Source organism: Streptomyces caelestis (genome assembly GCF_001279005.1).
Lineage (GTDB): Bacteria > Actinomycetota > Actinomycetes > Streptomycetales > Streptomycetaceae > Streptomyces > Streptomyces heliomycini.
In genome coordinates this window covers 32,872-45,873 of record NZ_LGCN01000154.1, presented here as the reverse complement: position 1 = coordinate 45,873, position 13,002 = coordinate 32,872, and the positions used below count along the sequence as shown (strand labels likewise).

Genomic DNA, 13,002 nt, shown 5'->3' with positions numbered 1-13,002 from the left:
GGCGCCGGGCGTGCTCCGGGCCCGGGACCGGCGCGGTGTGCTCACTCGCGGATGCCGATGCCCTCGACCGGCGGGGTGCGCAGGAGCCGGCCGACGGGAAGCACCGTGGCGACGAGCGCCAGGATGACGGTGCCGCCGACGACGGCGGCCCAGCCGGCGGCCGGGACGTGGGGCACGCGCTGCCCGGCCACGGCGTTGACGATCGTGGTGAGGGTGACGGCCGCGATCGCGCCGCCGATGGCGAGCGCCACGCCCAGCAGGCCGGCCTGTTCGGCGTGCACCATCCGCTTCACCTGGCGGCGGGTGACGCCGACCAGGCGCAGCAGGGCGAGTTCCCGGGTCCGGGCCAGGGCGGCCATGACGAGCGTGTTGGCGGCGGCCAGGACCGCGTATCCGACCAGGACGGCGACGAGCAGCTTGTTCAGCCAGCCGCTGACGGCCAGGTCCTGGGCGATGTCGCCGGTCAGCCGGTCGGCGTCCACCACCGCGGCGGCCGGATGGCGGCGGGCGAGGGCGGCCAGGGCGGTGCCGGCGTCGGCGTCCGGCGCGGTGCGGACGAGCACGTGATCGTCGAGTCCGGTGACGGTGTGTCCGGCGAGGGTCTTCGTGTGGAGGGTGACGTCGCCGAAGCCCCAGCCGCGTTCGTACAGCGCGACGACGCGCAGGGTGACGGGTGTGCCGTCGCCCAGCCACAGTTCGGCCCGGTCCCCGAGGCGCCAGCCGGCGGCGTCCGCCTGCGCGGTGGAGACGGCCACGGTGCCCTCGCGCAACCCGGCGAGACTGCCGGACCGGACCTTCAGGTCCATCGTCCGCTCCACCCCCTTCGGGTCGATGCCCTGGGCGGCCACCACCTGTGCCTCGAGCCGGCCCGGTACGACGACCGAGGTGCGGCGCACCCCGGTGGCGGCGAGCACGCCGGGGATGCGGCGGGCGTCGGCCGTGGCGGAGGCGGGCAGGCCGGCGGCGCCGGTCAGGGCGTACTGGGCGAGGACGCCGTCACGGCTCTGGACCACGGTCTGCCGCTGGAGGTTGTCCTGCAGGAACCAGACGGTGCCGCCGAAGCCGACGGAGAGCACCAGCGCGGTGAGGACGGCGACCGTGCCGCGCGCGTTGGCCCGCAGGTTCGCGGCGGCGAGGTAGCCGCCGTCGCCCCACACCGCTCGCAGCACCGGCCCGAGGAACCGGGCCGCGGCCCGGTTGATCCAGGGGGCCAGCAGCGCGACCGCCAGCACGAACGTGTAGAGCATGCTGACGGCGGCGCCCAGGGCGGTCTGGCCGGAGGCGGCGCCGGTGAACGCGGTCAGGGACACCGCTGCCGCGAGGCACACCAGGCCGCCGACCATCCGCGTCCTGCTGCCGGGGCCGCGCTCGACGGCCGCTTCCCCGAGCGCCTCGGTGGGCTTGATCCCGGTGACGCGCAGCGCGGCGATCCAGGCGGCCAGGAGCGCCACGGCGGCGACGGCGACGGTCACGGCCGCCGCGGACAGCATCCCGCCCCGGACGGCGAAGCCGTCGGGCACGAACTCCCGGGACACGAGTTCGTCGCGGACGCAGCGCGTGGCGAGCAGTCCGGCCGGGACGCCCACGGCGGCGGCGACCAGGGCGAGCAGGCCCACCTCGGCGAGGAGCATCCGCCGTACCTGGCCCGGGGTGGCCGCGACGGCGCGCAGCAGGGCGAGGTCGCGGCGCCGGTGCCGTACCGACAGGCCGACGGTCCCGGCGACGACGAAGCCGATGATCATCGCGGCGTATCCGCCGAACGCGCCGCCGGCCTGGAGGGTGAGGTCCCGTGCGGTGGCGGCCTCGGGCTGTGCGGCCGGTCCGCGCTCGTCACCGGTGTACGTCGTCGCGCCCGCGCCGTCCGCCACCCGGCGCACCGCGGCGAGCACGGCGGAGCGGTCGGCGCCCGGCTCGGTGAGGACGCCGATGGCGTCGAAGCGGTCCGGGTGCGGGTCGAGGCGGGCCGCCCGCGCGTCGGTGAAGAACAGCGCCGCCCCGTCCCCGGACGCGCCGTCCGTCTCGACCACGCCGCTCACCCGGTACGGCCGGCTCTCTCCCCCGGCGATGACGTCCACGGTGCCGCCGGGGGCGAGCCCGCGGCCGTCGGCGATCCGGGCGTCGACGGCGATCTCCCCGTCGGCGCGCGGGGGTTCACCGGAGACCAGCCGGTACGGGGCGAGGGCGGCGCTCGCCCAGCCGTGTCCCGTGGTCGGCAGGTCCGGGGCCACCGTCGTGGCGACCGCGATCGCACGGTCGCCCACCGCGCGTGCCACACCGGGCACCGCGGCCAGCTCGCCGGTCAACGCGGCACGGACACCGCCGCGTTCGGGGAGCGTCACGGTGGTGTACTCGGTCTCGCCGAACACCGTCGGCCCGGCCACCCGCAGCTCCCGGTCGGCGACGACGGCGGCCGTGGCGCCGTAGCGTTCCGGCTCGCCCCGGTAGCGCCATCCGGACTCCACGAGCAGGGCGCAGGTCATCAGGACGGCGACACCGGCGGCGAGCGCGACGAACGTGGCGACGAAGCCGCCCTTGCGGAAGCGCACCGTCTGCGCGGCCAGGTGGAGCACGGCTCATCCCTCCCGGCTCGCGACGGACGGCCGGCGGGCCGGCGACGCCAGGTGTTCGGCGATCCGCTCGGCGCCGGGCTGCGGCATGTCCCGCACGATCCGCCCGTCGGCGAGGACCAGCACGCGGTCCGCGCAGGACGCGGCGACCGGGTCGTGGGTCACCATGACGACGGTCTGCCCGAACCGGTCGACCGCCTCGCGCAGCAGGGCGAGGACGTCGGCGGCGGTCCGGGTGTCCAGGGCTCCGGTGGGCTCGTCGCAGAAGATCACCTCGGGCCGGGCGACGAGCGCGCGGGCGATGGCGACGCGCTGCTGCTGGCCGCCGGAGAGCTGTGCGGGCCGGTGCCGCAGCCGGTCGCCGAGGCCGACCCGTCCGATCACCTCGGCGACCCAGGCCCGGTCCGGCCGGCGACCCGCCAGCCGGGAGGGCAGCATGATGTTCTGCTCCACGTCCAGCGCGCCCACCAGGTTGAACGCCTGGAAGACGAAGCCGACCCGGCTGCGGCGCAGTTCGGTCAGCCGCTTCTCGGACATCGACGACAGATCGGTGGTCCCGATCCGCACCGTCCCCGAGTCCGGCCGGTCCAGTCCGGCCGCGCAGTGCAGCAGGGTGCTCTTGCCCGATCCGGACGGCCCCGTCACGGCGGTCGCCGTGCCGCGCGTGAACACGGCGCTCACGTCGTCCAGCGCCACGACCGGCTGGTCACCGCCGTACGTCTTGTACACATGGTCGAGGCCGACGGCTACGTCGGCCGGGGTCACTGGCATGGTGGGGCGCCTTCCGGGCGTGTTTCCTCGTGGGACCCGAACGACGGTAGGAGACGCGGGGGCCGCCGCCCATGCAGCCAGGGACCCGATCGTGGTGGTGCAGGCACTACCCGCCCGGCCGGCGGCACCACGCCCGTGCGCGCGCCGTTCGCCCCGGTCCGGCGCGGTCCCGGCGGCGGGGCCGCAGGCCGACGGAGGATCGCCTGCCGGTCTCGGCGGGCCCGGTCCGTGCCCTCTTCGAGGTCCCTCCGCAACGCTCCGTACCGCACCTTCCGGCCCGCCGCGCCGTCACCGTCACCGGAGTCGGCGTCAACCGACCGAGGAGGCACGGACGAGGAGGCGGCACGGGACACGACGGCCGGTCGGAGCGCTGCTCGCGCCCACGGCGGCGAACTGCCTGCCGACCGGCGGCCGCCGCGCGGGAGGCGACGGGCGTCCTGGAGGCCGACGACCTCGCCGGCTCCGTGTGGAGCGCGCGGCGCGCTCCGACGGTCACCGCGACCGCGGCCCGCTTCGCCGACGCCCCGCGTTCCCCCGATCACCGCTACGGCGCGCTGCCCGGCGCCCCGGGCCTCGGTGAACTCTCCGACCGCGCCGACGACCTGGCGGACCGGACGGAGGACGAGGACGTCCGTGAGCCGGCCGGGTCGATCCGCGCGGCGGACCGCCCGGAGTGACCCGGCCCATTGACTCGTCCTTACGCACGGGTAAGTTGACTCCCGGGTAAGTAAGTACGGAAGCACCAGCACGAGAGCACCAGCCGCGACCGGGAGCCGCCATGGGCGTACGCAGGGATCTGAAACGGGCGAAACGACGCACGGATCTGACGGGCAGGGCCGGGGTCGAGACCGTCAGGGACGAACACGGCGTCGTGCGCGAGGTCCGTACCGCGGCCCTGGCCCCGCGGCGGACCACCGGCAGTACGGCCGACATCCCGTTCGCCAACGCGGCCGAGGCCCCCGACGCGGTGGTGCTGCGGCGTGCGGAGCACGGCGCCTGGCGCCCGGTGACGGCGAAGGCCTTCGCCGCCGAGGTCACCGCCGTGGCCAAGGGGCTGATCGCCGCCGGGCTGGAACCGGGCGACCGGGTCGCCGTGATGTCCCGCAACCGCTACGAGTGGGCGGTCCTGGACTTCGCGGTCTGGTCGGCCGGCGGCCGGACCGTGCCGGTCTACCCCACCTCCTCCGCGGAGCAGGTGGGGTGGATCGTCCATGACTCCGGCGCCCGGTACGTCGTCACGGAGACCGCGCGGCACACGGCCGCCGTCGCCGCCGGCACCGCCGCCCATCCCGAACCCCCGCGCGTGTGGGAACTGGACGCGGACGCCCTCGCCGAGCTCACCGCGCTCGGCCGGGACCTCCCCGACGAGGAGGTCACCGAGCGCCGCACGGCCCTGACCCCCGACACCGTGGCGACCGTCTGCTACACCTCCGGCACCACCGGACGCCCCAAGGGCTGTGCCCTCACCCACGCCAACCTCCACGCCGAGGCCGCCAACACGGTCGAGCTGCTGCACCCCGTCTTCAAGGAGGTCACGGACCAGGTCGCCTCGACCCTGCTCTTCCTCCCGCTCGCCCACATCCTCGGCCGCACCATCCAGCTCGCCTGCCTGCTCGCCCGCATCGAGATCGGCCACTTCCCGAGCCTCAGGCCCGACGAACTCCGGCCCGCGCTCAAGGCGTTCCGCCCGACGTTCCTGGTCGGCGTCCCCTACCTCTTCGAGAAGATCCACGACACCGGCCGGGCCACCGCCGAGAGGATCGGCCGGGGCGCCTCCTTCGAACGCGCCCACCGCGTCGCCGTCCGCTTCGGCGAGGCCCACCTCGACAGGTTCCTGGGCCGCGGCAAGGGCCCCGGCCCCGGCCTGTACGCCGCCTGGGCCCTGTACGACCTGCTGGTCTACCGCCGGGTCCGCAAGGAGCTCGGCGGCCGGACGCGCTACGCCATCAGCGGCGGCTCCCCGCTGGAGCGCGACCTCAGCCTCTTCTTCTACGCGGCCGGGATCATGGTCTACGAGGGCTACGGCCTGACCGAGACCACCGCCGCCGCCACCCTCGTCCCGCCGCTCGGCCCCCGCCCCGGCACGGTCGGGCTGCCGGTCCCCGGCACCGCGGTCCGGATCGCCGACGACGGCGAGGTGCGCGTCAGGGGCGGCATCGTCTTCGGCTCCTACTGGAACGACCCGGCCGCCACCGACGAGGTGCTCGACGACGGCTGGTTCACCACCGGCGACCTCGGCTCCCTGGACGAGGACGGCTATCTGACCATCACCGGCCGCAAGAAGGACATCATCGTCACCTCCGGCGGCAAGAACGTCTCCCCGGCCGTCCTGGAGGACCGGCTGCGCAGCCGCCCGCCCGTCGGCCAGTGCCTCGTCGTCGGCGACAACCGCCCCTTCGTGGCCGCGCTGATCACCCTCGATCCCGAGACGGTCGCCCACTGGCTGGCGGTGCGCGGGATGCCCGCCGACACCCCGATGTCCGAGGTCGTGCGCGACCCGCGGATGCGCGCCGACGTGCAACGGGCCGTCGACTACGCCAACGAGGCCGTCTCCCGCGCGGAGTCCGTCCGCGCCTTCACCCTGATCGAGGGCGAGTTCACCGAGGAGAACGGACTCCTGACACCGTCCCTCAAGGTCAAGCGGCGGGCGGCGCAGGACGCCTACGCGGACGAGATCGCGGCCCTGTACTCCTGACCCCCGCGTCCCGCAGGGCGCGGAGGCAGCGCCCGCGGACGTGGAGCCGGGCCGGCGGGAGGACGGGGAAGAGCGGGCGCCAGGGGCCCCTCGGCGCCGCCCGGGTCAGGGAGCGCAGGGTCGGCAGGACCCGGCCGTCGTCGTCCCGGTGCACGACGAAGGCCTCCTCCCCGCTGACCGGGTGGCCCTCGCGGGTGCCGTAGGCGAAACCGCACCGGTCCCCGGTCTCCACCACGGCGACGACCTCGACCGGTTCCCGGACGACGCACCGGCCGAGGCCCGCCGTGACGGTGTACCGCCCGCGCTCGCGCGCGCCGACGCCGCCCCCGTCGGCCGGGGCGACGGCGAAGCCGCTGCGCCGTTTGACCTCCCACCGCAGCACCGCCTGCCCGGCGGCGTTCCGGACGTCCTCGCCCCGTCCGATCGTCACGGTCGCCTCGAACCGGCGGAAGCCGGGCGGGGAGGCGGGCCGGACCGGGGCCTGCGGGGCGGTGACGCCGCGGGGGCCGTAGGTGAGACCGCCGTCCTCACCCACGCGCGTCCGCCCTCCGCCCCAGGAAGGCGGACAGGCCCGACAGCAGCCGGTCGACGTCCTCGGCGCTGGTGTACGGGGCCAGCCCGATGCGCAGGCCGCCGGTGTCGCCGAGGCCGAGGCGGCGGGACGCCTCCAGCGCGTAGAAGCTTCCGGAGGGCGCGTGGACGCCGCGTTCGGCGAGGAAGCGGTAGGCGTCCTCGGTGCGGTGGCCGTCGAGGGTGAGCAGCAGGGTCGGGGTGCGCCGGGCCGCCCGGGAGTGGACGGTGACCTGTTCCAGGTCCGCCAGCCCTTTCTCCAGCCGGTCGCGCAGGACGCCCTCGTGTTCCTCGATCCCCTCGAACGCCGCGGCGAGCCGCTCCCGGCGGCTGCCGCCCGGCTCGGCGGCCAGCCCGGCCAGGAAGTCGACCGCCGCACGGGTGCCCGCGAGGAACTCGTAGGGCAGCGTGCCGAGCTCGAAGCGCTCGGGCACCGCGTCCGTGGAGGGCAGCAGTTTGTCCGGGCGCAGTGTCTCCAACAGCTCGGGGCGGGCGGCCAGGACGCCGTGGTGGGGGCCGAGGAACTTGTACGGGGAGCAGACGAAGAAGTCCGCGCCGAGCGCCTCGACGTCGACCGGGGCGTGCGCGGCGTAGTGCACGCCGTCGACGTACAGCAGGGCGCCCGCCTCGTGCGTGACCCGTGCGATCTCGGCGATCGGGGGCATCGTGCCGATCAGGTTGGAGGCCGCGGTGACCGCGACCAGCCGGGTGCGCCCGGTGAGCCGGTCACGGATGTCGTCGGCGGTCAGTTCGCCGGTGGCCGGGTCGAAGTCCGCCCGGCGGACGGTGCAGCCGGTCCGCTCGGCCGCCTGTACCCAGGGGCGGATGTTGGCGTCGTGGTCCAGCCGGGTGACGACCACCTCGTCGCCCGGCGACCAGGTCGCGGCGAGGGTGCGGGAGAAGTCGTAGGTGAGCTGGGTGGCGCTGCGGCCGAAGACGACGCCCGCCGGGTCGGCGCCCAGCAGGTCGGCCATGGCGCGCCGGGTCTCGACGACGACGGTCTCGGCGTTGCGCTCGCCGGGCAGGCCGTCGCCGCGGATCGAGAGCGGCCGGGAGAGCGCGGCGGTGATCGCCTCGATGACGGGCAGCGGCGTCTGGGTGCCGCCGGGGCCGTCGAAGTGGGCGGTGCCGGCGGCCAGCGCGGGAATCCGGGCGCGCAGGGCGGCGAGGTCGTACGTCATGGAAGGCCTCCTGTCGATGCGGTGTGCGGGTGTGCCGGTCAGGCGGACGGGCCGTCGGCCCGTGGTTCGAGCGGCGGGTCGGAGAGCTGCTCGCGCAGGTAGTTCCAGACGACCGCGATCAGTGCGGCCACCGGTACGGCGAGCAGGCTGCCGACGATGCCGGAGAGACCGCCGCCGAGCGTCACCGCCAGCAGGACGACCGCCGCGTGCAGTCCGAGGCCACGGCTCTGGATCATGGGCTGGAACACGTTGCCCTCGAGCTGCTGCACCACGACGATGACGGCCAGCACGAGCAGCGCGTCCGTCAGGCCGTTGGACACCAGCGCGATCAGCACCGCGACGAAGCCGGCGAACAGGGCGCCCACGATGGGCACGAACGCGGACACGAAGGTCAGCACCGCCAGCGGCAGCACCAGGGGGACGTCCAGGAGCCACAGCCCCAGTCCGATGAACACGGCGTCGAGCAGGCCGACGAGCGCCTGTGACCGTACGAAGGAGCCGAGGACGTCCCAGCACCGCGCGGCCACGGCCGGGACGTCGGTGGCCAGCCGGCCGGGGAGCTGCCGGCCGAGCCACGGCAGGAAGCGCGGGCCGTCCTTGAGGAAGAAGAACATCAGGAAGAGCGCCAGCACGGCCGTGACCACGCCGCTGAAGACGGTGCTCACGCCGGTGACGGCGGTGGTGGCGATGGCGCCGGCGCTGTCCTGGATGCGACCGGTCGCGGTGTCGAAGGCACCGGCGATCTGGGCGTCGTCGATGTTCAGCGGCGGTCCGGCGGCCCATTCGCGCAGCCTCTGGACGCCCTCGACGACGCCGTCGGCCAGCTTGCCGGACTCCGACGCCACAGGTACCGCGATCAGCGCCACGGTGCCCGCGGCCACCAGCAGGAACACCACGGTCACCAGGGACGCGGCGAGCGCGGGGGCCAGCCCGCGCCGGCGCAGGAAACGGGTCGGGGGCCAGGTGAGCGTGGTGAGGAGGAGACCGATGATCAACGGCCAGACCACCGACCACATCCGGCCCAGCATCCACAGCACCACCGCGGCCGCCACCAGGACCAGCAGCAGCTCACCGGAGACACGCGCCGACGTACGCAGCGCGGCGCGGGTTCTCCCCGCGTTCAACGTGGCAGACATGGAGGCACCCTATGGGGCCCGCCGGTCACGGTGATCACCCGGGATCCGCCCGGGAGGAGGGCCGGCGGGGTTTCGCCGTGTCGGCCGGGAACGTCCGGGGCCGGTGGGGCAGACTGAGGTCATGGGCGACCTCAAGGCCCGCGGGGCACCGTCGCGCCGGTTCCCTCCGGCGCCGGAGAGCGTGGCAAAGGCCCGGCGGTTCGTGCGGGCCGCCCTCGGCGGTGCCGCGCCGGACCTGGTGGACACGGCCCAACTGCTGGTCAGTGAGCTGGTGACCAACGTCGTCCTGCACGCCCGCACCGAGGCGGAGGTGGCGGTCCGCGTCGAGGACGGCACGGTCCGGGTGCGGGTCGGCGACCGCCGGCCGGACCGCGGGCTCGTGCCGCACGGATGCCCGCCCTACGCCGGCACGGGACTGGGTCTGCCGCTGGTCGCCGGACTGTCGTCCCGGCGGGGCGTCGAGACCGGTGACGGGGGCAAGACGGTGTGGTTCGAGCTGCGGCCCGAGGGACCGCCCCGCTCCCCGGACGGCTGGGAACCCGCCGCGGCGTCCTGTGGCCCGGGGGCGACGGTGACACTGCTCGACGTGCCGGCGGCGCTCTACGCGGCGGCTCAGCAGCACCGGCACACCCTGTTGCGCGAGGTGACCCTGGCCGGCGGCGCCGGCCACGATCCCGGTGTCCCCCCGGAGGACCTGGCCGTCGCGCTGGACACGAGCCGGCTGATCACCGCGTCCGTGGCGGCGGCGCTGCGGCGGGAGCCCTCCGGGCAGGCGATCCGTTCGCTGCCCCTGTCGGTGCCGCCGGACGCCGAGCCGTCGGTGCAGATCCTGCGCGCGGTGCTGGACCTGGCCGAGGAGGAGGCCCGTGCGGGGCGTCTGCTGACGCTTCCGGCGCTGCCGCGGCAGCGCCTCTTCCACCAGTGGCTGTTCGACCAGGTCGTCGGGCAGCTGGCCGGGGCGTCCCCCACGGCGTGGACGGTGGTGCCCGGGGAGCCGGGCGCCAGTCCCTCGGAGCTGGTGACGTGGGACGCCGGGCAGGTGCGGGCGAGCAGGGCTCCGACGATCGCCGCCGACGAGCGGAACCGGATCATCGCGGCGAACGGGCCGGCCGCGGACCTGCTCGGCTGGCGCCCGGAGGAGCTCGTCGGGCGGCCGCTCACCACGCTCGTCCCCCAACACCTCCGCAAACGGCACGCCGCGGCGTTCACGTCCCTGCTGCTCAGCGGGCAGCCCCGGATCCTGGGCCGCTCGGTGCCGCTGCCCGCGTTGCACCGCGACGGCCGGCTGATCCCCGTACGGCTGTTCATCCAGCCGCAGGAGACGGCCGACGGCCGCACCGTGTTCGTCGCCCAGCTCGCCCCGCGGGCGGCGGTTCCCGGTGCCGCCACGCGACCGCCCGGCCGTGCCCGGTCCGTGGCACAGCGGGAACCGGGACGGGCGCCCGCGGCGGCCACCGGGGATCCCGGCCGGGACGCGGACCGGTCCGCGCTGGAGCGGCTGTCGCTGCTGGCCGACACGGCGGCCGCGCTGAGCAACGCGTCGCAGCTGGCCGAGGGCCTGGAGGAGGTGGGCAGGATCCTCACCCACCGGCTGGCGGACTGGTGCGCGGTCGACCTGTTCACGGAGAACGACCAGGTGGAACGGGTGTCCATCACCCACCGCTCCTCCCGTGACACCTGGCCCGAGGAGTACGAGGGCCGCCTTCCGCCGGTGTCCGACGCCGCCCGCGGTCCCCTGGCCCGTGCGCTGCGCGGGGCGGGCCCGCTGCTGCTCACCGGGCCGCCGTCGTCCGGCCAGGGCGCGAGCCCTCTGGACGCCCACTACCTGGGGCTGTTCCGGACCATGGGCGCGGACAGCGCGGTCGTCGCCCCGCTGCGGGCCCGCCGGCAGATCATCGGCGCCCTCACGGTGGCCCGCCGCGGGCGGGACACGCCGTTCACGCAGGAGGATCTGCCGCTGGTCCACGACCTGGTGCACAGTCTCGCCCTGGGGGTGGACAACCTCCGTCTCCACCAGGAGACGCGCACCATCGCCGAACGTCTCCAGCGGTCGCTGCTGCCCAGGCTGCCGGAGGTCGGGTATCTGCGGTTGGCCGCCCGGTACGCGGCCTCCTCGGCCACCGCGCAGGTCGGCGGTGACTGGTACGACTGCTTCGTCCTGCCCGACGGGGACACGGCGCTGGTCATCGGTGACGTCACCGGGCACAACCTGGACGCGGCCATCGCCATGAGCCAGCTGCGCAGCATGCTGCGGGGGATCGCCGTGGACCGTCAGGAGCCGCCCGAGACCGTTCTGCGCCACCTGGACATGGCGAACCACAGCCTGTACCGCGAGTCCACCGCCACCTGTGTCTACGCCGTGGTCAAGGGCCGTGAGGACGGCCCCTGGGAGCTGGTGCACTCCTCCGCCGGGCATCCGCCGCCGCTGCTCGTCGACGCGGACGGCCGCACCCGTTATCTGGAGGACGGCTCGGGGCTGCTGCTCGGGGTGGAGCCCCGGACGGTCCGTCCGCGGGCCCGGGACGCGGTCCCGGCGCACTCGACGGTGCTGCTGTACACCGACGGGCTGATCGAGCGCCGGGGAGAGCATCTGGACGACGCCTTGGAGCGGCTGCGCCGGCATGCCGGCGCGCTGGCCCGGGAGCCCCTCGACGTGTTCTGCGACGAGTTGCTGATCGGTCTGGGGGCCGACAGCGACGACGACATCGCCGTCCTGGCCGTGCGGCCGGTGCCGCCGCGCTGACCGTCGTCCCCCGGTGGTCCGGTGGCGGCGCGTCCGGTCCGCGCGCCGCCACCGGCCCGGTCAGCTGAAGGGGTCGAGGCTGAGGGAGGCCTCGCTCGGGTCGCCGGCGTGGACGAGCGACTCGTGGTGGCCCACGTCGTCGAAGGCGAAGGCGTACGCCTTGCCGTCGGCCATCTGCGCGTGGACGGCGCGGGCGTAGTGGTTGGTGACGGGGTCCTGGTAGAAGCCGCCGGAGCCGGAGTCGGGCTGGCTGGGGTTGGTCAGGAGCGTGGAGCGGTTGAATCCGGCGCACAGGGTGCGGGAGATCGGGCCGCGCACCTGGTCGTTGGGGGCGTCGAGCCTCCTGTGACAGCCGAAGACGGAGGAGGCGTCCGGCTTCCGGAAGCTGGTGACGACGGCTCCCGCGCTGTCGGTGAAGTGCATGACGTCACCCGAGACCCGGCCGTGGTACGCGACGCCCGGCCGGTCGGCGAAGGGGGTGACGGTCAGGGTGGAGCCGGTGTACTTCCGCCAGACCCGGTCGACGTAGTCGTCCATGACCGACGCCGGCAGGGCGCCCGTCTCCAGTCCGTACAGGGGGGACAGGGCGCGCAGCACGGTGCCGTCGGAGCGGGTCTGGATCAGTCCGGCCCAGCCTCCAGGCCGCCCCCTGAGCGTGTCGAGGACCGCGTGGTAGCCGCCGGGCCTGAGCTTTCCGGTGCTCGCCGTGCTGCCGTCGGCGCGCCGCACCCCCACCGAGTAGGGCGCGGAGAACATGTCGACCTGGGTGCTGTTGAGCCACAGGCCCGAATCGTTGAGCGTGTACTCGGACCAGTTGAAGAGGATGTCGCGGTTGGGGTCCGTCGGGTTCTGCACGGCGGGCTGCACCAAACCGCCGGTGGTCAGCTTGAACACGAGTTTGCGGCCGTAGGAGAAGTAGACGCGGCCGGAGAACCTGGGGACGCGGATGGTCGTGGACCGTCCTGCCGCCGGGCCCGCGATCGAGGCGTCGGGGGCGGGGGTGGGCGGGTTGCCGCCCACGGGCCAGGGGTGGAACGTGCCGCTCGCGTCGGCCCAGCCCTGCCTGCCGGTCGACAGCTGGGTGCCGAGGTTGTAGACGTACACCTGCTCGCCGCGGCCCGAGTTGTTGGTGATCTTCAGGGGGATGGTGTCCGGGACCGCGGCGTGGGCGGGGGCGGCCGTCCCCGCGGTGAGCAGTGAGCCGGCGATCACCGAGGCGATGGCCGTCCCCACGGTGAGGATGCGGCGTCCGAATAGGCGGAGCATGCTCTGCCTCCGTTCGACTTCGTCGGTGGGGGGAAGGAAGTGAGAGCGCTCTCAAGCGTTTCGCTTTGATGTA

9 protein-coding genes are annotated in these 13,002 nt (G+C 74.9%); 3 read left to right on the top strand and 6 right to left on the bottom strand.

Annotation, left to right across the window (positions count from 1 at the left end; translation table 11 throughout):
- Positions 1-41: 41 nt before the first annotated feature.
- Positions 42-2,570: an FtsX-like permease family protein gene (locus ADK41_RS14425; protein ID WP_030826486.1), complete on the bottom strand. Its 2,529-nt coding sequence runs from the start codon at positions 2,568-2,570 to the stop codon at positions 42-44.
- A 3-nt stretch (positions 2,571-2,573) separates the two neighbouring features.
- Positions 2,574-3,338: an ABC transporter ATP-binding protein gene (locus ADK41_RS14420; protein ID WP_037804239.1), complete on the bottom strand. Its 765-nt coding sequence runs from the start codon at positions 3,336-3,338 to the stop codon at positions 2,574-2,576.
- A gap of 464 nt (positions 3,339-3,802) precedes the next feature.
- On the opposite strand from ADK41_RS14420, the gene ADK41_RS14415 reads away from it, so the two are divergent.
- A complete protein-coding gene (locus ADK41_RS14415; RefSeq protein WP_030826480.1) occupies positions 3,803-4,015 on the top strand; it encodes a hypothetical protein in 213 nt (70 codons plus the stop codon).
- A gap of 101 nt (positions 4,016-4,116) precedes the next feature.
- Positions 4,117-6,033, top strand: coding sequence for an AMP-dependent synthetase/ligase (locus tag ADK41_RS14410; protein WP_030826478.1), 1,917 nt, complete (start codon positions 4,117-4,119; stop codon positions 6,031-6,033).
- Here ADK41_RS14410 and ADK41_RS14405 read toward each other — a convergent pair.
- From ADK41_RS14405 to ADK41_RS14395, 3 genes are read right to left on the bottom strand one after another with little or no spacing between them, the layout of a single operon-like run.
- Complete coding sequence (locus ADK41_RS14405) at positions 5,975-6,568, bottom strand: DUF1990 family protein (protein ID WP_063756530.1); 594 nt, start codon at positions 6,566-6,568, stop codon at positions 5,975-5,977. The two genes, ADK41_RS14410 and ADK41_RS14405, sit on opposite strands and share 59 nt — an antisense overlap.
- Complete coding sequence (locus ADK41_RS14400; RefSeq protein ID WP_030826474.1) at positions 6,561-7,784, bottom strand: cysteine desulfurase-like protein; 1,224 nt, start codon at positions 7,782-7,784, stop codon at positions 6,561-6,563. Before ADK41_RS14400 ends, ADK41_RS14405 begins: the two co-directional genes overlap by 8 nt.
- Before the next feature lie 38 nt (positions 7,785-7,822).
- Positions 7,823-8,920, bottom strand: coding sequence for an AI-2E family transporter (locus ADK41_RS14395; RefSeq protein ID WP_030826471.1), 1,098 nt, complete (start codon positions 8,918-8,920; stop codon positions 7,823-7,825).
- Positions 8,921-9,041: 121 nt separating this feature from the next.
- Between ADK41_RS14395 and ADK41_RS14390 the strand changes: the two genes are divergently transcribed.
- Positions 9,042-11,663 carry a SpoIIE family protein phosphatase gene (locus tag ADK41_RS14390; RefSeq protein WP_030826466.1) on the top strand — a complete coding sequence of 874 codons (2,622 nt, stop codon included), beginning with the start codon at positions 9,042-9,044 and terminating at the stop codon, positions 11,661-11,663.
- Between the two features lie 60 nt (positions 11,664-11,723).
- Here ADK41_RS14390 and ADK41_RS14385 read toward each other — a convergent pair whose 3' ends face one another.
- A complete protein-coding gene (locus tag ADK41_RS14385; RefSeq protein WP_030826463.1) occupies positions 11,724-12,929 on the bottom strand; it encodes a glycoside hydrolase family 64 protein in 1,206 nt (401 codons plus the stop codon).
- Between the last annotated feature and the right edge of the window lie 73 nt (positions 12,930-13,002).

Bases quoted from the DNA above. Each gene is read 5' to 3' on its own strand.
- ADK41_RS14400 (WP_030826474.1), bottom strand. From the start codon at position 7,784: ATGACGTACGACCTCGCCGCCCTGCGCGCCCGGATTCCCGCGCTGGCC.
- ADK41_RS14395 (WP_030826471.1), bottom strand. From the start codon at position 8,920: ATGTCTGCCACGTTGAACGCGGGGAGAACCCGCGCCGCGCTGCGTACG.
- ADK41_RS14420 (WP_037804239.1), bottom strand. From the start codon at position 3,338: ATGCCAGTGACCCCGGCCGACGTAGCCGTCGGCCTCGACCATGTGTAC.
- ADK41_RS14385 (WP_030826463.1), bottom strand. From the start codon at position 12,929: ATGCTCCGCCTATTCGGACGCCGCATCCTCACCGTGGGGACGGCCATC.
- ADK41_RS14390 (WP_030826466.1), top strand. From the start codon at position 9,042: ATGGGCGACCTCAAGGCCCGCGGGGCACCGTCGCGCCGGTTCCCTCCG.
- ADK41_RS14410 (WP_030826478.1), top strand. From the start codon at position 4,117: ATGGGCGTACGCAGGGATCTGAAACGGGCGAAACGACGCACGGATCTG.